This is a genomic window from Ensifer sp. ENS07 (assembly GCF_014852185.1).
GTDB classification, from domain to species: Bacteria; Pseudomonadota; Alphaproteobacteria; order Rhizobiales; family Rhizobiaceae; genus Ensifer; species Ensifer adhaerens.
Genome location: NZ_JACVBE010000002.1, coordinates 281447 through 302684 on the forward strand (window position 1 = coordinate 281447; position 21238 = coordinate 302684).

Annotated in this window: 22 protein-coding genes; 10 read left to right on the plus strand and 12 right to left on the minus strand. The window is 62.4% G+C overall.

Annotation, left to right across the window (positions count from 1 at the left end):
- Nucleotides 1-84: 84 nt before the first annotated feature.
- From IB277_RS08425 to IB277_RS08445, 5 genes are all read left to right on the plus strand, one after another.
- Nucleotides 85-321 (plus strand): hypothetical protein, encoded by a 237-nt coding sequence (locus IB277_RS08425; protein ID WP_252160559.1) that lies wholly within the window; start codon nt 85-87, stop codon nt 319-321.
- A 193-nt stretch (nt 322-514) separates the two neighbouring features.
- Nucleotides 515-751, plus strand: coding sequence for a DUF982 domain-containing protein (locus IB277_RS08430; RefSeq protein ID WP_082566472.1), 237 nt, complete (start codon nt 515-517; stop codon nt 749-751).
- Between the two features lie 327 nt (nt 752-1078).
- Nucleotides 1079-1285: a hypothetical protein gene (locus tag IB277_RS08435; protein WP_034788476.1), complete on the plus strand. Its 207-nt coding sequence runs from the start codon at nt 1079-1081 to the stop codon at nt 1283-1285.
- Nucleotides 1286-1539: 254 nt separating this feature from the next.
- Nucleotides 1540-2226, plus strand: coding sequence for a fumarylacetoacetate hydrolase family protein (locus IB277_RS08440; protein ID WP_060520644.1), 687 nt, complete (start codon nt 1540-1542; stop codon nt 2224-2226).
- A gap of 75 nt (nt 2227-2301) precedes the next feature.
- Nucleotides 2302-2832: a gamma carbonic anhydrase family protein gene (locus IB277_RS08445; RefSeq protein ID WP_060520643.1), complete on the plus strand. Its 531-nt coding sequence runs from the start codon at nt 2302-2304 to the stop codon at nt 2830-2832.
- A gap of 50 nt (nt 2833-2882) precedes the next feature.
- Here IB277_RS08445 and IB277_RS08450 read toward each other — a convergent pair whose 3' ends face one another.
- From IB277_RS08450 to IB277_RS08460, 3 genes are read right to left on the minus strand one after another with little or no spacing between them, the layout of a single operon-like run.
- On the minus strand, nt 2883-3278 hold the full coding sequence (locus tag IB277_RS08450; protein WP_034788467.1) for a Fur family transcriptional regulator: 396 nt from the start codon (nt 3276-3278) through the stop codon (nt 2883-2885).
- Nucleotides 3278-4108: a zinc ABC transporter permease subunit ZnuB gene (znuB, locus tag IB277_RS08455; protein WP_034788464.1), complete on the minus strand. Its 831-nt coding sequence runs from the start codon at nt 4106-4108 to the stop codon at nt 3278-3280. The genes IB277_RS08450 and znuB overlap by 1 nt, the downstream gene beginning before the upstream one ends.
- Nucleotides 4101-5006 carry a metal ABC transporter ATP-binding protein gene (locus IB277_RS08460; RefSeq protein ID WP_060584952.1) on the minus strand — a complete coding sequence of 302 codons (906 nt, stop codon included), beginning with the start codon at nt 5004-5006 and terminating at the stop codon, nt 4101-4103. The genes znuB and IB277_RS08460 overlap by 8 nt, the downstream gene beginning before the upstream one ends.
- A gap of 183 nt (nt 5007-5189) precedes the next feature.
- Between IB277_RS08460 and znuA the strand changes: the two genes are divergently transcribed.
- The 3 genes from znuA (at nt 5190) to IB277_RS08475 (ending at nt 7926) form a co-directional block, all read left to right on the plus strand.
- Nucleotides 5190-6191: a zinc ABC transporter substrate-binding protein ZnuA gene (gene znuA / locus IB277_RS08465; protein ID WP_090293954.1), complete on the plus strand. Its 1002-nt coding sequence runs from the start codon at nt 5190-5192 to the stop codon at nt 6189-6191.
- Nucleotides 6192-6511: 320 nt separating this feature from the next.
- Entirely contained in the window at nt 6512-7714 is a 1203-nt protein-coding gene (locus tag IB277_RS08470; protein ID WP_034788454.1) for a GTP-binding protein, read from the plus strand.
- Nucleotides 7714-7926, plus strand: a complete 213-nt coding sequence (locus IB277_RS08475) for a hypothetical protein (RefSeq protein ID WP_060600944.1) — start codon at nt 7714-7716, stop codon at nt 7924-7926. Before IB277_RS08470 ends, IB277_RS08475 begins: the two co-directional genes overlap by 1 nt.
- 35 nt (nt 7927-7961) lie before the next feature.
- Here the strand turns inward: IB277_RS08475 and IB277_RS08480 are convergent, their stop codons facing one another.
- Together IB277_RS08480 and IB277_RS08485 are read right to left on the minus strand one after the other, a co-directional pair.
- Nucleotides 7962-8363 carry an RcnB family protein gene (locus IB277_RS08480; protein WP_089044173.1) on the minus strand — a complete coding sequence of 134 codons (402 nt, stop codon included), beginning with the start codon at nt 8361-8363 and terminating at the stop codon, nt 7962-7964.
- 124 nt (nt 8364-8487) lie between these two features.
- Entirely contained in the window at nt 8488-10116 is a 1629-nt protein-coding gene (locus IB277_RS08485; RefSeq protein ID WP_060600947.1) for a glycoside hydrolase family 43 protein, read from the minus strand.
- Between the two features lie 345 nt (nt 10117-10461).
- On the opposite strand from IB277_RS08485, the gene IB277_RS08490 reads away from it, so the two are divergent.
- Together IB277_RS08490 and IB277_RS08495 are read left to right on the plus strand one after the other, a co-directional pair.
- On the plus strand, nt 10462-11037 hold the full coding sequence (locus IB277_RS08490; RefSeq protein ID WP_034788445.1) for a TRAP transporter small permease subunit: 576 nt from the start codon (nt 10462-10464) through the stop codon (nt 11035-11037).
- Nucleotides 11034-12854, plus strand: coding sequence for a TRAP transporter large permease subunit (locus IB277_RS08495; RefSeq protein ID WP_034788443.1), 1821 nt, complete (start codon nt 11034-11036; stop codon nt 12852-12854). The genes IB277_RS08490 and IB277_RS08495 overlap by 4 nt, the downstream gene beginning before the upstream one ends.
- A gap of 82 nt (nt 12855-12936) precedes the next feature.
- Here IB277_RS08495 and IB277_RS08500 read toward each other — a convergent pair whose 3' ends face one another.
- The 7 genes from IB277_RS08500 to IB277_RS08530 form a co-directional block, all read right to left on the minus strand.
- Nucleotides 12937-13350 carry a cupin domain-containing protein gene (locus tag IB277_RS08500; protein WP_090293957.1) on the minus strand — a complete coding sequence of 138 codons (414 nt, stop codon included), beginning with the start codon at nt 13348-13350 and terminating at the stop codon, nt 12937-12939.
- Nucleotides 13351-13499: 149 nt separating this feature from the next.
- A complete protein-coding gene (locus IB277_RS08505) occupies nt 13500-14606 on the minus strand; it encodes a TRAP transporter substrate-binding protein (RefSeq protein ID WP_034788435.1) in 1107 nt (368 codons plus the stop codon).
- Between the two features lie 275 nt (nt 14607-14881).
- A complete protein-coding gene (gene mgrA, locus IB277_RS08510; protein WP_034788432.1) occupies nt 14882-15910 on the minus strand; it encodes an L-glyceraldehyde 3-phosphate reductase in 1029 nt (342 codons plus the stop codon).
- 129 nt (nt 15911-16039) lie between these two features.
- Nucleotides 16040-17218, minus strand: coding sequence for a Gfo/Idh/MocA family protein (locus tag IB277_RS08515; protein ID WP_090293959.1), 1179 nt, complete (start codon nt 17216-17218; stop codon nt 16040-16042).
- Nucleotides 17219-17233: 15 nt separating this feature from the next.
- Complete coding sequence (locus IB277_RS08520) at nt 17234-17995, minus strand: sugar phosphate isomerase/epimerase (protein WP_090293960.1); 762 nt, start codon at nt 17993-17995, stop codon at nt 17234-17236.
- 69 nt (nt 17996-18064) lie between these two features.
- Nucleotides 18065-18754: a D-lyxose/D-mannose family sugar isomerase gene (locus IB277_RS08525; protein WP_090293962.1), complete on the minus strand. Its 690-nt coding sequence runs from the start codon at nt 18752-18754 to the stop codon at nt 18065-18067.
- Nucleotides 18755-18759: 5 nt separating this feature from the next.
- Nucleotides 18760-21234, minus strand: a complete 2475-nt coding sequence (locus IB277_RS08530; protein WP_090293964.1) for a glycoside hydrolase family 2 protein — start codon at nt 21232-21234, stop codon at nt 18760-18762.
- Between the last annotated feature and the right edge of the window lie 4 nt (nt 21235-21238).

Consider the following 21238-nt stretch of genomic DNA (forward strand, 5'->3'; position numbering starts at 1 on the left):
GTATAACCCCTCATTCCCGAGGGGTTCAATTCGCCGGCCTTCTGCCATAGTGCGCGCGGGAATGCGGCCTTGTGGGAGGGACGGGTGGCCCCATTGCGAGCGACACAATGCCTGGCGCTGTCGAAGGCCGACATGGAGCGGTTGCAGCGCGTCTTTGACGCGCTTTGCATCGAACAGGGCTGGGCGCGAGACGGGGAGCCTGCGCGGCGGCATGCCAGGATGCTGATCGACGACTATCTCGCAGGCAATACCAGCGAAGGACGCCTGCTTATTGCCGGTCGCGCCTTCGCCGAAAGCTTTCAGCGTGGCATCCCCAGATAACGCCAATCGCGGCACTCGCGCCAGGCGGAGCGGCCGCCGGCGGCAGCCTGTCCTGCCATAACCGAAAAGCTGCTTACAAAACCGAACTCCTGCGCTACATTAGCAAGATCGACTGCCGACCTTCTCGAGAGGAGCCAGAGGCCGGCGGTCGCAAATGCCGATGTTCATTGAGATGATCTCGAGGAGGAGACGCATGCAATTAGTCTGGAAACAGCCGATCGAACTCGACTTCGTTAGCGGCGATTGCCGCACCGTCAAAGGCCCCTCAGACGCCCTCGCCTGCCTTGCAGACCACTGGCCTCGCCGCGGACCATTCTATGTGGCCGCCCGCAGTGCCTGCCGCGCCGCCATCGACGGCCGTCGCACCGCAGAAGAGGCCCGATCGCTGTTCATCTCGGCCGCCGAAGAAGCCGAGTTGCCTACGCACTAACGCGCCTACCGGCGCTGAACGAAAGGTGCCGCTGGAAGGCGGCGAGCGTTTGCCATCGGGCAAGCGACACGATGACTTTTTTGATTGAAACCTTGGGCCTTTGACGGCCGCGTACGATTATTCAGGCTCCGGGCATTCGCCCAGCAAACGCATCATTTCAGCACATTACTGCCCAATCTCGGGTGATTTTTCCAGAAATGGCCCGATTTCTGTCGTGAAGCATTCATTTCTTTCTACTATATTCTGAGGTGCCTCACAAAAACCAATTTCGGAGCGCCTTAGTCCCATTAAGGGAATTCAAGAAAAACGATATACGGGAGAGAACATATGAGCGAGAGCAATCTCTATCGCATCGTTGAAGTCACCGTGAAGCGTGAAGGTGGCCGTCGTGATCTCGGCATCATGACCGTGCGCCAGGCCCTTGAGCTTCCCCAGGTCCCCAGCCTCGAATACAGCCATCCTGAACTCAACTCGCGTTCGGACGGTCGGTTCCTGACCCGAGACCAGCTTCAGGCCTACGCTCATTGCGCCTGACTTTGCCGACGATGGCATCCTTTCGGATGCCGTGATCGCGCGCGCCCAGGCGGGCGCGCCTTAATCAAAATCTTCGTCCCCAATCCTTGTTCTTAATTTTTCTGCGGATCGATTCCGATTCGCGGATTTATGCAGTAACGTCCGGATTCTCTCTTGCCTCGCCTCAACCGAAATCGGCCAACGGCGAACGCCCAACAAACGCGCGGTGCTCTTCCTGTCGGTTGCGACAGGCGGACGCCCAAGACCGGACGATCATGGAAACAATCATCCCCCCACCGCTTCCCGTGCTGCTGCCGATTTCCGGCAGCCTCGTCGGCTTTCCGGTTCGCCGGGTCTATTGCGTCGGCCGCAACTATGCAGCCCACGCGATCGAAATGGGCCACGACCCGGACCGCGAGCCGCCGTTCTTCTTCCAGAAGAACCCGGACAACCTGCTTGCAGCCGGTAGCGCCTTCCCCTACCCGCCCTTGACCACCGACGTTCATCACGAGGTCGAACTGGTCGTCGCCCTGAAACGTGGCGGCAGCAACATCGCCGTCGAGGACGCGCTCGATTGCGTCTACGGCTATGCCGTCGGCATCGATTTCACCCGCCGCGACCTGCAGGCGGAGGCGAAGAAGGCTGGCAAGCCCTGGGCTGCAGCCAAGGCGTTCGAGCATTCCGCCCCGCTCTCGGCGATCGCATCGGCCGAAACGATCGGCCATCCGCTCAACGGCAATATCTGGCTGAAGGTCAACGGCGAACTCCGCCAGCAGGGCGATCTCGACCAGATGATCTGGAAAGTGCCGGAAATCATCGCCGAACTCTCCAAACTCTTCACGCTGGCCCCCGGCGACGTCATCATGACCGGCACGCCCTCGGGCGTCGGACCGGTCGCGCGCGGTGACGAGGTCACCTGCGGCGTCGATGGGGTTGCGGCGCTCGCCGTCAGCGTCGTCTAACCGGCTCACTTCCGGCAGGCGGCCCGCCGCCTGCCGGCCGGCCCCGATCGGGCATGTTGCGAAAGGACAGAATGGATGCCGCTTTACGCCCTTGGATCACTTCGCCCACAGACGCCGCCGAAGGGCAGCTATTGGGTGGCCCCGGACGCCAATGTCATCGGCCAGGTCGAGATCGGCGAAGAGGTCGGCATCTGGTTCGGCGTAACCCTGCGCGGCGACAACGAGCCCATCCGGCTCGGGGCGCGCACCAACATCCAGGAAAACGTCGTCATCCATGTCGATCCCGGTTTCCCGGTGACGATCGGCGAAGGCTGCACCATCGGGCACGGCGCCATCATCCATGGCTGCACCATCGGCGAAAACTCGCTGATCGGCATGGGCGCGACCGTGCTTAACGGCGCCAAGATCGGCCGCAACTGCCTGGTCGGCGCCAATGCGCTCGTCACCGAAGGCAAGGAATTTCCGGATAATTCGTTGATCGTCGGCGCGCCGGCCAAGGCGATCCGCACGCTGGATGATGCGGCGGTCGAAGGCTTGAAACGCTCGGCAGCGCATTACGTCAAGAACTGGCGGCGTTACGCCGCCGACCTCACCCGGCTGGACTGAGCGCCAAACACCTCAAGGTAGGCTTTCCACGGGCTCTGAAGGAGTTGCCCTTATGCGCAGCTCTGGCAATGGCCGCGGATCTCGATCGTCGTCTTCTCGGTCTTGAAGTTCTGCGCCCGCGTCAGCGTCGAAAGCCGCTGCTCGATCGCCTCGTCATGAAACTCGGTCACCTGGCCACAGCCTTCGCAGATGGTGAAGGCGGTGACGCCGTGATCGTGTTCGTGGTCATGCGGGCAGGAACAGGCGACGAAGGCATTCAGGCTTTCCAGCCGATGCACGAGGCCATATTCGAGCAGTTTGTCGAGTGCGCGGTAAACCTGCAGCGGGGCGCGGAAGCCGTGATCGCGCAGCTTGTCGAGAATGGTGTAGGCGCTCATCGGCCCTTCGGAGTGGCTGAGCGCATCCATCACCAACGTCTGGTTCTTGGTCAGTTGCGGCGTAGCCATTAGTGGTGCCCTCCAGGCGTGGAATGATGCGCCGCCTCGAGCGGGCGGCGGCCGATCGGTAGCAGACTCAGAACGAAAAGCCCAACCGCGGCAACAACGATAGACGGTCCCGACGGGGTATCCCAGTGAAGCGAGCCGAAAAGTCCGCCGGTGACGGCGAGCGCGCCGATGACCGATGCGAGTACCGCCATCACTTCCGGCGAGGTCGAGAAGCGCCGTGCCGTTGCCGCCGGGATGATCAGCAGCGAGGTGATGAGCAGAATGCCGACGATCTTCATGGCGATCGCAATCACCAGCGCCATCAAGAGCATGAAAAAGAGCCGCGTGCGTTCTGGCTTCAGACCCTCGGCTTCCGCCAGTTCCGGATTGACGGTGGAGGCCAGGAGCGGCCGCCAGAGATAGACAATCGCGAATATGACGAGGATGCCGCCGCCCCAGATGATGTCGATGTCGGACTCGGAGACCGCCAGAATGTCGCCGAAGAGGAAGCCGACGAGATCGATGCGCACCCAGGTCATGAAGGCAACGATGACGAGGCCGAAGGAAAGTGCTGAATGGGAGAGGATGCCGAGCAGCGCATCGGTCGACAGCGCCCCGCGCCGCTGCAGGAAGAGAAGCAGTACCGAGACCACGGCCGCGACGATGAAGACGCTGAGCATCAGGTTGAGCTCGAGCAGCAGCGATAGCGCCACGCCGAGCAGCGCCGAATGGGCCATGGTGTCGCCGAAATAGGCCATGCGCCGCCAGATGACGAAGCAGCCGAGCGGCCCGGCCATGACGGCAATGCCGATGCCGGCGATCAGCGCGCGCACGAAGAAATCGTCAAGCATCGCGCTTCTCCTTCACGTCATAGCCGTGCAGCCGCGAATGGTGGCCGCAGCCGCAATCCTCACCGTGGTCGTGCACGTTTTCCTCATCGTCGTGGTGATGGCCGTCACCGGGATAGCAATGTTCGGTGATCGAACCGTCCGCATGCAGCACCCGGCCGTCGGGCAAATGGGTGTGGTCGTGGTGGTGGCTGTAGACCGCAAGCGTATTGGCGGCCCGCCTGCCGAAAAGCTTCTGATATTCCGGGCTCTGGCTGACCGCCTGCGGCGTGCCGCGGCAGCAGACATGGCCGTTGAGACAAACGACCGTATCGGTCTCGGCCATGACGATATGCAGGTCGTGCGAGATCAGGAGAATGCCGCAGCCTGTGCGGTTGCGGATCTGCTTGATCAGTTCGTAGAGCGCAATCTCGCCGCTGAAATCGACGCCCTGCACCGGCTCGTCGAGCACCAGCAGGTCCGGCTTGCGGGCAATCGCGCGGGCGAGCAGCGCGCGCTGGAACTCGCCGCCGGAGAGATGCTGCACCTCGGATTTCGCCAGATGCAGCACGCCGGTCGCCGACAGCGCCTCCTCGATCTCCCGCCCCTTCAAGGGGCCGGTCAGCGTCATCAGTCGTTCGACCGTCAAAGGCAGCGTCCAGTCGACGGCAAGCTTCTGCGGCACGTAGCCTACTTTCAGGCCCGGCTTGCGCTCGACATAGCCCTCATCCGGCTTCAAAACGCCGATCGCCGCCTTCGCGGTCGTCGATTTGCCCGAGCCGTTCGGGCCGATCAGCGTGACGATCTCGCCCGGGCTGATCGAGAATTCGACGCCACGCACCAGCCAGCGACCGTTGCGGCGCACGCCGGCATTGCTGAGATTGACCAGCGGCAGCGCTTCTGGGGAACGGAAATTCAGCATGAAAAAATTCCGGATTGCATGGTTGCCACTGGCTATCGCACACGTTATAGCATAACGCAATTGATGTAATAACATTACATGGCGACTTCAAGGCTGGCAACGGCCCGTTGGAGTAACAGTTTTGCATGCCCGAAGCGCGCCTGGCCGATGTGGCAGGCACGCCAATCAAGCCCGGAGAACCCGATGAAATCGACATCCGCCCTGCTTTTTGCCTCTACCATGCTTCTTGCGGCACCCGCCGCAGCGGACAGTCCCAATGTGGTGGTTTCGATCAAGCCGATCCACTCCCTTGTCGCCTCGATCATGCAGGGTGTGGGCGAGCCGTCGCTAATCGTCGAGGGCGCCGCCTCGCCGCACACCTACAACATGAAGCCTTCGAACGCCTCGGCCCTGCAGGCGGCAAAGGTGGTCTTCTGGGTCGGTCCCGGCCTCGAAGCCTTCCTCGACAAGCCGCTCGACGCCTTGAGCAGCGGCGCAAAGGTGGTGGAGCTCAGCGAAGCGCCCGGCATCGAGAAGCTGAAATTCCGCGAAGGCGGTGCATTCGAGGCGCATGACCACGGCGACGAAGGCCACAGTGAAGAAGGCCATAGCGAGGAAGGCCACAAGCATGCCGAGGGCGAAGCGGGGCACGATCACGGCCATGACCACGATCACGGCCACGGCGATGCCGATCTGCACATGTGGCTCGATCCCATGAATGCCAAGGCGATGGCCGCCGAGATCGAAAAGACGCTCACTGAGGCCGATCCTGCCAATGCGGGCGGCTACAAGGCCAATCTGGACGCCCTGAACAAGCGCCTGGATGCGCTCGACGCCAAGCTCACGGAAACCGTGGCACCGGTGAAGGACAAGCCCTTCGTCGTCTTCCACGACGCCTACCAGTATTTCGAGCACCGCTATAAGGTTCGCGTCGCCGGCTCGATCACCGTCAGCCCTGAGGTCCTGCCCGGCGCGGATCGGGTGTCGCAGATCCATGCCAAGATCAAGGAACTCGGTGCCACCTGCGTCTTTGCCGAGCCGCAGTTCGAGCCGAAGCTGATCAATGTGGTGATCGAGGGAACGCCGGCGAAATCCGGTACGCTCGACCCGGAAGCCGGCACGCTGGAGGCCGGCCCGGATCTCTATTTCCAGATGATGGAAGGGATCGGCACCTCGCTGAAGACCTGCCTCGCCTCGGCAAGCTGACCCGACCTCCCAAGGCGGTCTCGGTGGGCGCTCGCTTGGCTCGGCTATACGGGCGCCCGCCCCTCTCTCTATCATTCTCGGGATTGGCCATCCTCGGCGAGATGGGTGCAGAACCGGGCCGCCTGCTGGAACCTCGGGTCAAGGAGGATTGACGGAAAGACTAGCCACAGGCGACCGAGAGATTGGAACGGCGACCTGCCGGCAAGTTGGGTTCAGCCCAGAGGTCCGGTGCCAAACTTCGCACTCGTATCAGGCGAGCAAACGCGCTCGCCTTTTTAACCGACGGTATTCGTAACGATATAACATACAGGAACCAATCGATGGAAAAGCTCCCTGTCACCGTTCTCTCCGGCTTTCTTGGCGCCGGCAAGACGACACTGCTCAACCACGTGCTTTCCAACCGCGACGGGCTGCGCGTCGCCGTCATCGTCAACGACATGAGTGAGGTCAACATCGATGCGGCGCTGGTGCGTGATGGTGGTGCCGGTCTGTCGCGCACGGAAGAGCAACTGGTGGAAATGACCAATGGCTGCATCTGTTGCACGCTGCGCGACGATCTCCTGAAGGAAGTCCGCAACCTCGCCGAACAGAACCGCTTCGACTATCTGCTGATCGAATCGAGCGGCATTTCCGAGCCCCTGCCCGTCGCCACCACCTTCGATTTTCGCGACGAGGACGGTGAAAGCCTGGCCGATGTCGCGCGGCTCGACACGATGGTGACGGTGGTCGATGCCGCGAACCTGCTGGCCGACTATTCCTCGCTCGATTTCCTCGCCGACCGTGGCGAAACGGCGGGCGAAGGCGATACACGCACCCTCGTAGACCTCCTGGTCGAGCAGATCGAGTTCGCCGATGTGGTGGTCTTGAACAAGGTCGGCACTGCGACGCCCGAGCAGGTGGATGCCGCGCGCAAGATCATCGTCGGGCTCAATCCCGATGCGCGGTTGATCGAAACCGATTTCGGCAAGGTGAACCTGCGCGAGGTGCTTGGAACCGGCCGCTTCGATCTCGCCAAGGCCGAAGAACATCCGCTCTGGTACAAGGAACTGCACGGCTTCAAGGATCATATCCCGGAGACCGAGGAATACGGCATCCGCTCCTTCGTCTATCGCGCTCGACGTCCGCTCGATCCCATGCGCTTCCAGGCCTTCCTCAACCGTTCCTGGCCGGGCGTGCTTCGCGCCAAGGGCTTCTTCTGGCTCGCCACCCGACCGCATTATGTCGGCGAGATCAGCCAGGCCGGCCCGCTTGTGCGGACCGGCAAGATGGGGCTCTGGTGGTCGGCCGTGCCTCAGGAGCAATGGCCGCGCGAACCAGGTTTCCTGAAGGCGGTCGGTCCCTACCTGGACCCGGTCTGGGGTGATCGTCGCCAGGAGATCGTCTTCATCGGCGCCGACCCGATGGACGAGGCGGAGCTTCGTGCCGAACTCGATGCCTGCCTGATCGCCGACGAGCGCTTTCGTCCGGAACGTTGGCGCGATCTTGCCGACCCCTTCGCCAGCTGGTCGCCACGGGCCGCCTGATGGCAGACGCCGCGCGCGTACCGCGCCGACCGCGCTTCACCTGCATGGCGCTCAACGCCGCCGGGCGGCCGGTGCCGATGTTCGATCCGTTTCTGGGAGATGAACCCGCAGATGGGGACGCGCCGGAAGCGGCAGGCGCTATCGAACTCCTGCTTTTTGGCGACCGGCAAAACCCACGCGCCGGTTACCGAAAAGGCGAAGGGGCGGCGTGAAAACGCCGCCCCTTCGCTGAACCCAGAGTGCCTTATCAGCGTGCTGCCGCCAGGCCGACAATGACGCCGGTGGCAAGGCTGATCAGCAGGAAGTCGTTGCCGGACCGTACCCATTGCTGGCCGCGCGGCGGCTGGCGAAGCTTGTAGTAACGGTAGTCGCGCACCTGCGCCATGTGGCGGCGCTCGGCCGGCGACAGGCGATGGCCGCGCGCCCAGCGCTCCTTCTTCTTGACGATCACCCGCTTTTCGATCGTGACGTGCTTGTCGACGTGACGATCCACGCGGCGGTCCATGTGACGATCGTAATCGCGATCGACGGATCGACGCGAACGATCATAGTTCTGCGCCACCTCGAAGGATCCTGCCGGCTGGGCAAGGGCTGCGACCGGCGTAATCAGAACGGAGCTGGCGACGAGCGCGATCAGGAGACGTTTCATTCGGGTGTCCTTTCTTTGTCTGCACCCGAAAATTAGACCCCGCTTCCTGAACCGAATATGAAACTCTACATTACAAATGCGTAATGATATCCATCACTTATTCCATAATTCTAATGTTTACAGATCAACTTGCCGTAAGGCTGACGTAGCGGAAGCGGTCGAAATCGGCAGCCTTGCCCGCGCCTGAGGTATCGAAGGCGAACATGCCGGCGAAGGCCCCGGTGAAGGATCCATGCTCGCCGCGGCCGCCCTCGTCGGAGACCACGCCCGCATCGAGAACCGGGCCGATCGGCTGCCAATCCACCGCTGCGGTCGCCCGCCAGAAGAACTGCAGGTCATTGTCGCGAACGTCCATGGCGAGGTCGATCGGACCATCGGGAATGGCGATGCCGCTGCCGACGGGGAACTGCAGCCGGCCGTGCGGAAAATCGCCGGGGCATGAGAGGATCGTCAGCGCCCGGCCCAACGTTTCGTGCCAGGTGATGCCGAGCGCATGGAACTTGTGGCGATTGTAGTAATGCGTCAAACCTGCAACCTGTTGGTAGGTTACGGCCGTGAAATCGACCGTCGTCTCGGCGCGGAAGGAATGATGCTCCTGCCGCCGCGCGACCAGCGCCTGCTCGAACCAGCTGCCGATGCTCTCTCTGCCGAACAGCCTGAGGTGGCCCGGCCGCCATTCGAGCGAGAAGATCCGCTCCGGTTCCGGCGTACGCAGCCATTGGAACTCGACGGGCAATGCCTGGCCGTCGAAATGCGTTTCCGCGATCACCGGTGTCGGCACCTGCCCCGTCGGTCCCGGCGCCGGCACGAGCACCTCCGGCACCGGGCCGCCGTTTTCGAGATAGAGCCAGCCATCATCGCGCCAGACACATTTTTGCAGGGCCGTCTCGCGACCGAGCGTGCAGCGCCGTCCGGGAGGCAGCGGTCGGCCGGTCAGATGCGTATGATAGGCCTGCCCATCTGGCGTCTCGACATATTGGCCGTGGCCCGCGCGCTGCAACGGCGCTTCGGGGTGGTCCTTCGACGTGATCAGAAAGATATCCGGATGCATCTCATAGGGGCCGTCGATCGCGCGTGAGCGGGCCATGGTGACGGCGTGGTCGTAGCCGGTCCCGCCTTCCGCCGTCGTCAGATAATACCAGCCGTTTCGCTTGAACAGATGCGGCCCCTCGACGAGGCCGAGTGGTGAGCCGGCAAAGATGTTCTTCACGGGGCCGACGAGCCTGCGTGTCCGTTCGTCCCATTCCTGCAGCAGGATGCCGTCAAAGGCCGGATGTTTCGGCGAGCCACCGAAGCTTTCGGTGCGGTGGTTCCACTGCATGTTGAGGAACCACTTGCGGCCGTCGTCATCATGGAAGAGCGACGGGTCGAAGCCGGAGGAATTGACGTAGACCGGATCCGACCAGGTCGCCTCGATCGCCTCAGCCGTGACGATGTAGTTGTGCGCGTCCTTGAAGTTGCCGTCGAAGCGCTTGACGTCGGTGTAGACCAGCCAGAACAGGCCATCGTCATAGGAAAGACACGGCGCCCAGACGCCGCAGCTATCCGGGTTGCCGCGCATGTCGAGCTGGCTTGCCCGCTCCAGCGGCCGGCGGACGAGTCGCCAGTTCACCAGATCCCGCGAATGGTGGATCTGCACACCCGGGTACCATTCGAAGGTGGAGGTCGCGATGTAATAGTCGTCGCCGACACGGCAGATCGAAGGGTCCGGGTTGAAGCCCGGCAGAATGGGGTTTCGGATCATGGCAGTCATGGTTCAGGCGTCCTCCCTTGGCGGCGCCATCCGACCTCAAAAATCATACAAATTCAAGCCTGCAACGTTGCAGTAATTCGCGCGTCGTATCGCCTGTGACCGGCTTTCCACATCGATTCGCTCGGCGATGTGCACCTTAAGGCGGCTGACGATCGCCGTGCCTCGCCGTCTGCAACCGGATTGCACAAACAATGGGCAAAGCGCTGGATCACCCTATTCTACTTTAGTCGGAGGCGGCCGAACTACACGGGAAAATCGCACCTCAGACTTGAACGTGCGCTTGAAATCGGCACTCTGGCTATGCTTGGCACAAGAACCATAAAAGCCATCGCGGGGAGGAAATCGATGAGAGCTTTGCTCGGCTTTAGCCGACTTATAGACACGATCACGGAATTTATCGGAAAGAGCGTTTCATGGCTGATCCTGGCCGCTGTTCTCGTCAGCGCCGGCAACGCAGTGATCCGCAAGATCTTCAACATGTCGTCGAATGCCTGGCTCGAGGCGCAATGGTATCTGTTCGGCGCCGCCTTCATGTTTGCGGCCGCCTATACCCTGAGCCAGAACGAGCACATCCGCATCGACGTGGTCTACGGTCAGTTCTCGCGCCGCGTGCAGCATTGGATCGACCTTCTTGGGCACCTCCTCTTCCTGATGCCCTTCGTGCTGCTCGTGCTCTATTACCTCTTCCCCTATGTGAAGATGTCCTACGTCTCGGGCGAGGTCTCATCATCCGCCGGCGGCCTGATCATCTGGCCGGCCAAGGCCATCCTGCTCTTCGGCTTCCTGCTGCTGGCCTTCCAGGGCGTGTCGGAGATCATCAAGAAAATCGCGATCATGACCGGAAACATGGAAGACCCGACACCCTATGTGCCGACCCATGCGCCGCTTGACGATGTCGTGTCTCCGGAGACCCGTCCATGATCGAATTCATTGCTGAAAACCTGGCGCCGATCATGTTCGCGTCACTGATCGTGTTCCTGCTTTTGGGATACCCGGTCGCCTTCTCGCTCGCCGCCAACGGCCTGCTTTTCTTCATCATCGGCGTCGAACTCGCGCCGCTGTCGGATTCGATCAACCTCTCCTGGCCGCTGCTCAACGCGCTGCCTGACCGGTTCTGGGGGGTGATGTCGAACGACACATTGCTTGCCATCCCCTTCTTTACCTTCATGGGGATCGTGCTCGAGAAATCGGGCATGGCGGAAGACCTGCTCGACACGATCGGCCAGCTCTTCGGCCCGATCCGCGGCGGTCTTGCCTATGCGGTCATCTTCGTCGGCGCGCTGCTTGCAGCCACGACAGGCGTCGTTGCCGCCTCGGTCATCGCCATGGGCCTGATCTCGCTGCCGATCATGTTGCGCTACGGCTATGACCGGAAGGTCGCCTCGGGCGTTATCGCGGCTTCCGGCACGCTCGCCCAGATCATCCCGCCGTCACTCGTGCTCATCGTTCTTGCCGACCAGCTCGGCCGTTCGGTCGGCGACATGTATGCCGGCGCGCTGATCCCGGGCCTGGTGCTGACCGGACTGTACATGGTCTACATCCTGATCATGACGATCCTGAAGCGTGACTCCATGCCGGCCCTGCCGCTGGAAGCCCGCACGCTGGGCTCCGGCGTTACCTCGCTGTTCATCGCGCTCGCGGTCGCAGCCGGCATTGCCTATGCCGCCCACGTCTATCTCTACCCGACCCAGGGCGAGAACGCCGATATCCTCGGCGGCACAGTGGGCGTTGCCTTCATCTATATCGTCGCCCTGCTCGACCGCGGCCTGAAGATCAATGCGATGTCGAGGCTTGCCCAGCAGGTCATCATCGTGCTGATCCCGCCGCTGGCGCTGATCTTCCTCGTCCTCGGCACCATCTTCCTCGGCATCGCAACGCCGACCGAAGGCGGCGCCATGGGTGCAGTCGGCGCGCTGATCATGGCGGCCGCCAAGGGTCGTCTCAATCTGGACGTCGTGCGCGGCGCACTGACGGCAACGACAAGGCTTTCCGCCTTCGTGCTGTTCATCCTGATCGGTGCACGCGTCTTCTCGCTCACCTTCTATGGCGTCAACGGCCATATCTGGGTCGAGCACCTGCTGACGGCGATGCCGGGCGGCGAGACCGGCTTCCTGATTGCCGTCAACCTGCTCGTCTTCTTCCTGGCGTTCTTCCTCGATTTCTTCGAGCTCGCCTTCATCATCGTGCCGCTGCTTGCGCCCGCTGCCGACAAGCTTGGCATCGACCTCATCTGGTTCGGCGTGCTCCTCGGCATCAACATGCAGACGAGCTTCATGCACCCGCCCTTCGGCTTCGCGCTCTTTTACCTGCGCTCGGTCGCGGCCAAGGTGCCCTATCTCGACAAGATCACCGGCAAGTCGATCCAGCCCGTTACGACCGGCCAGATCTACTGGGGTGCCGTACCCTTCGTCGGTATCCAGATCGTGATGGTGGGCCTGACGATCATGTTCCCGCAGATGGTCATGCACTACAAGGGAACCGGAACGGGCGTCGATCCGAACACCATCAAGATCGAGGTGCCCGGCTTCGGCGCCGGCGGTGGCGGTCTCGGCCTGCCCGGCGGCCTGCAGCTTCCAGGCGGCAGCCCGCTCGACCAGAAGCCGGCCGATCAGGGTGGAGCCCAGCCGCAGACCGCTCCGTCGAACGACCTCAGCCAGCCTCCGTCGTTTGGCAGCCCGGGTGCCCAGCCACAGCCGGCCCCCTCAAACGACCTCAGCCAGCCGCCGTCGTTCAAGTAGGACCGCTGGCAGACAGAAAAGCAAAGGGCGGCCGATAAGCCGCCCTTTCCATTTCTACAATCGCTGAGACGACCGAACTCGTTCAATCCAGCCGCTTGGCCGGATTGTCGCGGTACCAGTCGACGATCATCGGCATCGCCTCCTCGAATGGACCGCCGACATAAACGTTGAGCAGCCCCATGCGCGCTTCGCTCTCGTTCTTGAAGTCATGCATCGTCCCGCGCGGGATGACGAACAGCGAGCCCTTCGGCTTCTGGTGCCAGATGTCGCCGACGAGCACGCTCGCCGTGCCCTCGATCACGTAGAAGATCTCGTCGTTGTCGTCGTGCTTGTGGGCGCCCGGTCCCTCGTGCCTGGCATCGAGCCACCATTCCGAGACCGAAAATCGACCAGCGGTTTCAGCGCCATCGGCTTTGAAGACCGCCTGGATGGCGCCCATGTCGTAGCGGCGACCCTCGTCGGGGCCGAGCACGACCGATTGGCCTTCGCTTGGCATGGCTCTTCCTCCGTCCTGTTGAGGCAGCAACCTTACCACGAAATGCGCTCAGTACGGCGCGCAGCAATACGCCGTGCGCGCGGCAACGAAAAAGCCGCCCGCAACGGATATCGCGAACGGCTCGTTTCAATCGGCAATGAGGGGAAAGCTTAGAGCTTGCCGCCGCGCTGCTGGATCATCATGAAGGTGTCGTAATTGTATTCGGCGATCTGGGCGTTGAGGTAGTACTCGCCGCGGAAGGCCTTGATCGAGTCCCAGATCTTCTTGAAGGTCGGGTTCGAGGCTTCCATCTCCGCATAGACCTCGTTGGCCTTGTCGAAGCAGGCTGACAGGATTTCGGCGCTGAACGGGCTGAGCTTGGCACCCGAAGCCACCAGGCGCTTGATCGCCGAGGGGTTCAGGTAATCGTACTTCTGCAGCATGTTCGCGTCAGTGGCGTGGCAGGCGGTGCGCAGCAGCGACTGGTAGTTCTTCGGCAAGCCTTCGAAGGCCGCCTTGTTGAACATGGCGTGAACCGTCGGACCACCTTCCCACCAGCCGGGATAGTAGTAGTAGGGCGCAACCTTGTAGAAGCCAAGCTTCTCGTCGTCATAGGGGCCGACCCATTCGGCAGCGTCGATGGTGCCCTTTTCCAGCGCCGGGTAGATGTCGCCGCCGGCGATCTGCTGCGGCACGACGCCGAGCTTCTCGACGACCTTGCCGGCGAAACCACCGATGCGCATCTTCAGGCCCTGCATGTCGGCAACCGTCTTGATTTCCTTGCGGAACCAGCCGCCCATCTGCACGCCGGTGTTGCCGCCGGGGAAGCCGACGAGGCCTTGGGTGCCGAGGAACTCGTTGAAGAGGTCGATACCGCCGCCATGGTAGTGCCAGGCGTTCATCCCGCGCGCGTTGAGCGCGAAGGGAACGGCTGCACCGAGCGCCCAGGTTGGGTCCTTGCCCCAGTAATAGTATGCGACCGTGTGGCAGGCTTCGACCGTACCGGCAGCAGCCGCGTCAGCGGCCTGCAGGCCTGGAACGATTTCGCCGGCAGCGAAGACCTGGATCTGGAAAGCACCGTCGGTTGCCTCCGAGACGTATTTCGACAGCACTTCGCCGCCGCCATAGATCGTGTCGAGCGACTTCGGGAACGACGACGCCAGGCGCCAGTTCACCTTCGGGTTTGCCTGCGCGATGGCCGGCGTCGCAAGCGCGGCTGCACCTGCGGCCGCCAAGCCGCCGAGGCTTGCGTTTTTAATGAATGAACGGCGATCCATGGTTCCTCCCCTAGTTCTCGCCAAAGGGCGGGCGCAGCGCGCCTCTACCCATCAATCCACCCTGCCCCTTCCCGGACAAACGGTGGCTCTCCTCCTCGTTACCCGCCGAAAGCGACTGAGATCAGCACCGCAACCGGCAGGCATTGTCGCACCTTACAGAAACACCGGACCATGTCCAGAAGCCGCCTTCCGGCGTTTATTCGACTTTTGTCTAATACGCCGGAAAGCGATGTGCTTTGCCTAAAATGCAGGCAAATCAATATTTTCGGTCGAAATCAGAGCTCGGCCGACTTGGCCCAGAGGTTGATGTCCGCCTCGCGCGCATAGAGATCGATCTCGGCCAGTTCGTCGGCCGTGAACGTGTCGTTTTCGAGCGCCTTGACGCAATCGACGATCTGCTCGGAGCGGCTGGCGCCGATCAGTGCCGAGGTGATCCGGCCGTTGCGCAGCACCCAGGCAAGCGCCATCTGCGCCAGCGTCTGGCCGCGCTTTTCGGCGATACCGTTCAGCTTGCGGATGTTGTCGATGATCTCGGGGCGGATGAAGTCCTTCTTCAGGAAGTGGTTCTGCGCCGCGCGGCTATCAGACGGGATGCCGCCAAGATACTTCGTCGTCAGCATGCCCTGGGCGAGCGGCGAGAAAACGATCGAGCCGATGCCGAGATCTTCGAGCGTATGGATCAGCCCATCGTCCTCGATCCAGCGGTTGAGCATGGAGTAGCTCGGCTGGTGGATGAGGCAAGGCGTGCCGAGATCCTTAAGGATCGCGGCGGCTTCGCGGGTGCGCTGCGAGTTGTAGGAGGAAATCCCCACATAGAGCGCCCGGCCCGAGCGCACGATATGGTCGAGCGCACCGCAGGTTTCTTCGAGCGGCGTCTCCGGGTCGAAACGGTGCGAATAGAAGATGTCGACATAGTCGAGGCCCATGCGCTTCAGGCTCTGGTCGCAGGATGCGATCATGTACTTGCGGCTGCCCCATTCGCCGTAGGGGCCGGCCCACATGTCGTAGCCGGCCTTGGACGAGATGATCAGTTCGTCGCGCAAGTGCGCGAAGTCCGTGCGCATGATTTCGCCGAAGGCAGTCTCGGCCGAGCCCGGAGGCGGGCCGTAATTGTTGGCGAGGTCGAAATGGGTGATGCCCAGATCGAACGCCGTGCGGCACATGTCGACCTTGCGGTCATGCGGTGTGTCGCCACCGAAATTGTGCCAAAGCCCCAGCGAGATCGCCGGCAGCTTCAGGCCGGAACGGCCGAGACGGTTATATTTCATGGTGTCGTAGCGGTTTTCCGCCGGTAGCCAGGTCATCGCACAATCCTCCGCGATCGATCTCCGGATGGCGAACTCGTCCGCCACCCTCAAAAATGAAACGGTTTCCGTAGCGGTTGGCCGCTACGGAAACCTCAGTTCACAAAGGTCTAAACCTCTCCGGTGTCGCTATGAAGCGGCAGCGACGCGATTTCCCGACATTTCTTCTTCGGTCTCGCGCAAGAGTGCCCGAGCTTCCTCGATGCCGAGGGCGGCCGGCTGGGTGCAAGTGGTGGAGAGTTCGACGAAACGTCCCTCCTCGCCAGATTTCAGGATCGACACCATGACGTCGACGCCGTGCAGCGCGCGGTCGAGCGAGCAGCGGGCATCGCGGCCCTCGAGGATGGCGAGCGCCATGTCGGCAAGGCCGGCGGTGCGGTAATTCGCCATCGGCCCCTGCGGATGCTCCTGGTTGGCAACACCGAAAGGATGATCCCAGGGCTCCAGCGGCTCGATTTTCTTGTCGCAGCCGCTTGCTTCCACCGTGCCGCCGAAGAAGTTCGGGTCGGGCACGTAGAGCGAGCCTTCGGTGCCGTAAAGCTCCATGTTGGCATGGCGGTGCGACCAGACATCCCAGCTGGCCGACAGCGTGATCGTCGCGCCGTTCTCAAATTCGAGCAGCGCGTGGATGTTGGTCGGCGTCTTGACCGGGATCACCTCGCCCTTGCGCGGTTCGCTGGTGATCGTGCGGGTCGGGTTGGCCATGGTGGCGAGCGCCGCCACGCGCTTCACCGGGCCGATCAGGTTGATCAGGTTGGCGATGTAGTAGGGACCGAGATCGAGGATCGGGCCGCCGCCGGGCAGGAAGAAGAAGTCCGGGTTCGGATGCCACATCTCCATGCCCGGGCTCATGACGTGGCAGGTGCCCGAGGTCACCCGGCCGATCTTGCCCGCGTCAACATAGCTACGGGCAAGCTGATGCGCGCCGCCGAGGAAGGTGTCCGGCGCGCAGCCGACGGAAAGGCCCTTCGCCTTGACGATCGCCCTCAACTCCTCGCCCTGCTCCAGGGAGAGCACCAGCGGCTTTTCCGAATAGACGTGTTTGCCGGCTTCGAGGATTGCCTTGGAGACCGGATAGTGCGCGTCCGGAATGGTCAGGTTGACGACGATGTCGACATCGGGATTGACGAGCAGCGCCTCGATGCTCTCAGCTTGAACGCCGTATTCGGCCGCCCGCGCCTCGGCTGCCGCCGGGTTGATGTCGGCGCAGGCGACAACCTTGATGCCCCGGAAAAGCGGGGCAAGCTTGAAGTAGGTGGTGGAGATGTTGCCGCATCCGATGATGCCGACGCCAAGTTCCTTGGTCATGGATAAACCTGCTTCTCAATAAGATTGGATGGAGGCGAGCGAACGCTTGGCGAAGCGCTTGAAATCGCTCGGGTTGTCGTGCTCGGCGATGAAGTAGCGGGCCTTCGTGCCGGAAAGTGCCGCAAACAGGCCTTTCCAGTCGACCGTGCCCTCGCCGACATCGGCCCAGCCGTCCTCGTCCTTCTTCTCGCCTGTCGGCGCGATGTCCTTCACATGCACGGCGGTGATGCGGTCGCCATACTTCTTGATCCAGGCGATCGGATCGGCGCCGCCGCGGATGATCCAGGCGATATCGGCCTCCCAGGAGAGATCCGGTCCGCCCGCAAAGATCAGGTCCTGCGGAATACTGCCATCCGGAAGGGCCGCGAACTCGAAGTCGTGGTTGTGCCAGCCGAAGATCAGGCCGGCATCACGATAGGGCTTGCCGGCCTTCTGCAGCCGCTCGCCGAAGGCGCGCCAGCCGGCGGCATCGGTCGGGCGCTGGTCGGGCATCAGGTAGGGGCAATAGATCGCCTTGATGCCGAGCGCCTTGGCGATTTCGAGCACGCGGGCTGGATCGCTTTCGAGCATGTCCAGGCCAAAGTGCGCGGTCGGCATGGCGAGACCATTGTCGTCGAGACCTTCCTTGAAGGCGGCGATCTCGGCGTCGCTGAGCGCTGCGTAAAGCGCGCCGTAACCTTCGACCTGGCTGTAGCCGGCGTCGCCGAGTGCTTTCAGCACATTGGCGAAAGGCGGGAAATTGCGAGCGCTATAAAGCTGGAAACTGACGTCCTTCATGAAATCCTCCTCGATTTCGTCCTGGGGGTCTTGGGATAGTGGGATCTTGGGGTTGTTGGGGTCTCGGTATCACCTGAGCCAGGTATCGTAGTCCGACACCAAGAGGTGGGCGGGGCCTGCGTCCTCCTCGATCGCCGAGAAGCGACCGACCGGCTCGCGGAAATAGTTGTCGGTGAGATCGTCGTTGACGGTCGATACTTCGCCCATCAGCACGTCGGCGCCCTCGGCCCAGAAGGCGTGCCAGTTGCCAGGGAGAAGTGTGACGCTTTCACCGGCCTTGAGCTTCAGCAGGTCGCCAGCTTTCAGCGTGCGCAGCCGTGCATCGGTCGCGACAACGACGTCGCTCTCCTCGTCAACCGAGCCGTCCGGTCTGGAATTGTACATCTGCAGCACCAGCGAACCGCCGCCACGGTTGATGATGTCCTCGGTCTTGACCGCGTGACGGTGCAGCGGGTTGACCTGGTCCTTGGCGGTGATCATCAGCTTCTCGGCGTAAACCATGCCCTGCCCGGTCTTCAGATTGGCGGCATTGCCGTTGCGCAGCGTGAAGAGCACCAGCCCGAACTCGTCGAAGCGGCCCTTGCCATAGTCGGTAATGTCCCAGCCGAGCCGGGCATCAAAGATCGTCGGACTGTCGGAAGCGACGCGCGCCTTCAGTTGCTCCGGCGACCAGTAGGCAAAGGGTGGCAGGGTGAAGCCGAAGCTCTTCATGAAGGCATCGCTCTCAGCGATGATGTCGTTGAGGTGGCTGCGTTTCATGGCGGTCAACCCTTTCCCTGGCAGGATTCGAGATCGAAGGCGGAAAAGCGCGGCAGCTCACCTGCGTCAAACAGCACCTTCGGGGTAAAACGGATGACCTTCGTCTCGCCGGCCAAGAGGTCGAAGGCGTTGTCGGAATAGCGCCCGGCGACATCCGCCTCGATCATCACATGCAGCGCCAAGCCGCTCGCCTTGACCGTGACGTCGAAGGCGCCTTCGCCTGCGGGCGCGACATCGAGTGTCAGGCCGGACGGCTTGAGGTCGAGCGCCTTGTAGGTGCCGTTGACGTGGTGCCCCTCACCGCGCATGCCGTTCGATGCCTCGAACGACCAGAACAGCAGGTCGCCTTCCGGAATGTCGAAGGCCGCGATCGTCGCCAGCGTTGCCGCCCGGTCCGGGCTGCAGGTACCGGCGACCGCCGCGAGCGGCGTGCGCTGGCCATCGAGCGAAACCAGGAAGGTCTGCAGCGCGACGGTCACCGGCTCTGCCGTATCGTTGACCATCGAGAACGCGATTTCCTTTCCATCTGCCGATGGGATCGCTGCGACCGAGACCGGCTGGAAGAAGCGACGGACCATGTAGTGCATCGCCTTCCAGCTGCCGCCATAGTCGAGGCTCGACCAGGAGGCGACCGGCCAGGTGTCGTTGAGCTGCCAGTAGAGCGTGCCCATGCAATGGGGCTTCAACGAGCGCCAGTAGTCAACGGCCGTGCGGATCGCCAGCCCCTGCTGCACCTGGCTGAGATAGACGAAAGCCGGAAAATCCTTGGGGAAACGGAAGTAGCGGAACATCGTGCCGGCGATGCGCTCGTTGCCGCCGACATTCTTCTGGTGGCTCTCGATCACGGGCGACGCGATATTGAGGTCCTTCTCGGCCGCAAACTGCCGGATGACCGGCATCGACGTATAGGACTGGAAGCCGAACTCCGAGCAGAAGCGCGGCCGCACGGTGCGGTAATTGTCGAAGGACTTGTTTTCGTGCCAGACCGACCAATAGTGCATGTCGCCGGAACCATCGGCATGCCAGGCGTCGCCGAAGTCGAGATATCCCGACGCCGGGCTCGACGGCCACCAGATCGCTTCGGGCAGCGCCGCCTTCAGCGCCACCTCGATGGTGCGGTTCAGCCGGTCATATGAGACGAGATAACGGTCGCGATCCTTGCGCGGCTCATCGAACCAGGTGAGCGCGCCGACGAGCTCGTTGTCGCCACACCAGACCGCGATCGACGGATGCGACGACAGGCGCTTGGCCTGGTAGTCCACCTCGGCTGCGACATTCTCCAGGAAATCCGGCGTCGAAGGATAGAGGTTGCAGGCGAACATGAAGTCCTGCCAGACCATGAGGCCCAGCCGGTCGCACAGATCGTAGAACCAGTCCGGCTCGTAGAAGCCGCCGCCCCAGACGCGGATCATGTTCATGTTGGCATCGACAGCCGAGGTCAAAAGGTCTTCGACGCCTTCGCGGGTCACCCGCGACGCCAGCGCATCGGCCGGGATCCAGTTGGCGCCCTTGCAGAAGATCTCGCGCCCGTTGACGCGGAAGGCGAAGCGGCTGCCGGCCTCGTCCTTGTCGGTCAGAAGCTCGGCGGTGCGGAAACCGATCTGACGCGTCACCTGCTCCTGCGGCACCTCGACGGTCAGCCGCGACAGGTCCTGCTCGCCGCTTCCAGCCGGCCACCAGCGCTTGGGCTCGCTCACGGTGAAGACATGGGTGATGCGGGTCTCGCCCTTGCCGACGGCGCAATCGAGCCGTTCGCGGTCCTCGTCGAGCGAGAAGTGCACCGGCACAATACCCGGCCCATCGGCAAAGAGCGTCAGCGTCACCACCAGATCGACGCTGCCATCCTCCAGCCAGACCTGCTTGCTCGTCACATGCTCGATGCGGGCGATCTCCAGCCGGCAAAGGGCGATCTCTCCGTAGACGCCGAGCGGCGCGATCGCGAGGTTCCAGTCCCAGCCGAAATGGCACTGGGGTTTGCGCAGCATATTGCCGTTGGCGATCGGTGAATTGCCAGGGTGATAGGGCACGTAGAAGGGCTGCTCCGCCTGCCGCCGCGCGCCTTCGGCAATCGAGGAATGCAACACGATGCGGATGCGGTTCTCGCCTCCAACCAGCGTCTTCGAGACATCCGGGCGATAGCGTCGGAAGCAATTCTCCGCTTCAAGCACCAGCTTGTCATTGACGAACACCGAGGCAACCGTGTCGAGGTATTCAAGGTCGAGATACCAGTAGCCGGCAATGTCGTCGGCACCGACCGTGACCGTGCGCTCGATCACCCAGTCCTTGTGCGCCGCCCACTGCACGTCGTTTTCGTTGCGCCCCACATACGGGTCGTCGATCACGCCGGCCTTCAGCAGCGCCGAATGCACATCGCCCGGCAACTCCATTGCCAGCGCATGGCTATTGTCGACGGAAGAAAGTTGCCAATCCCCTGCGAGATCGAGACGAATGGCGGTGCGGGTGAAATCCTCAGAGAGCATGCGC

Coding starts and splice junctions, on each gene's coding strand:
- IB277_RS08430 (WP_082566472.1), top strand. CDS start 515: ATGCAATTAGTCTGGAAACAGCCGATCGAACTCGACTTCGTTAGCGGC.
- IB277_RS08435 (WP_034788476.1), top strand. CDS start 1,079: ATGAGCGAGAGCAATCTCTATCGCATCGTTGAAGTCACCGTGAAGCGT.
- IB277_RS08440 (WP_060520644.1), top strand. CDS start 1,540: ATGGAAACAATCATCCCCCCACCGCTTCCCGTGCTGCTGCCGATTTCC.
- IB277_RS08445 (WP_060520643.1), top strand. CDS start 2,302: ATGCCGCTTTACGCCCTTGGATCACTTCGCCCACAGACGCCGCCGAAG.
- IB277_RS08450 (WP_034788467.1), bottom strand. CDS start 3,278: ATGGCTACGCCGCAACTGACCAAGAACCAGACGTTGGTGATGGATGCG.
- znuB (WP_034788464.1), bottom strand. CDS start 4,108: ATGCTTGACGATTTCTTCGTGCGCGCGCTGATCGCCGGCATCGGCATT.
- IB277_RS08460 (WP_060584952.1), bottom strand. CDS start 5,006: ATGCTGAATTTCCGTTCCCCAGAAGCGCTGCCGCTGGTCAATCTCAGC.
- znuA (WP_090293954.1), top strand. CDS start 5,190: ATGAAATCGACATCCGCCCTGCTTTTTGCCTCTACCATGCTTCTTGCG.
- IB277_RS08470 (WP_034788454.1), top strand. CDS start 6,512: ATGGAAAAGCTCCCTGTCACCGTTCTCTCCGGCTTTCTTGGCGCCGGC.
- IB277_RS08475 (WP_060600944.1), top strand. CDS start 7,714: ATGGCAGACGCCGCGCGCGTACCGCGCCGACCGCGCTTCACCTGCATG.
- IB277_RS08480 (WP_089044173.1), bottom strand. CDS start 8,363: ATGAAACGTCTCCTGATCGCGCTCGTCGCCAGCTCCGTTCTGATTACG.
- IB277_RS08485 (WP_060600947.1), bottom strand. CDS start 10,116: ATGACTGCCATGATCCGAAACCCCATTCTGCCGGGCTTCAACCCGGAC.
- IB277_RS08490 (WP_034788445.1), top strand. CDS start 10,462: ATGAGAGCTTTGCTCGGCTTTAGCCGACTTATAGACACGATCACGGAA.
- IB277_RS08495 (WP_034788443.1), top strand. CDS start 11,034: ATGATCGAATTCATTGCTGAAAACCTGGCGCCGATCATGTTCGCGTCA.
- IB277_RS08500 (WP_090293957.1), bottom strand. CDS start 13,350: ATGCCAAGCGAAGGCCAATCGGTCGTGCTCGGCCCCGACGAGGGTCGC.
- IB277_RS08505 (WP_034788435.1), bottom strand. CDS start 14,606: ATGGATCGCCGTTCATTCATTAAAAACGCAAGCCTCGGCGGCTTGGCG.
- mgrA (WP_034788432.1), bottom strand. CDS start 15,910: ATGACCTGGCTACCGGCGGAAAACCGCTACGACACCATGAAATATAAC.
- IB277_RS08515 (WP_090293959.1), bottom strand. CDS start 17,218: ATGACCAAGGAACTTGGCGTCGGCATCATCGGATGCGGCAACATCTCC.
- IB277_RS08520 (WP_090293960.1), bottom strand. CDS start 17,995: ATGAAGGACGTCAGTTTCCAGCTTTATAGCGCTCGCAATTTCCCGCCT.
- IB277_RS08525 (WP_090293962.1), bottom strand. CDS start 18,754: ATGAAACGCAGCCACCTCAACGACATCATCGCTGAGAGCGATGCCTTC.
- IB277_RS08530 (WP_090293964.1), bottom strand. CDS start 21,234: ATGCTCTCTGAGGATTTCACCCGCACCGCCATTCGTCTCGATCTCGCA.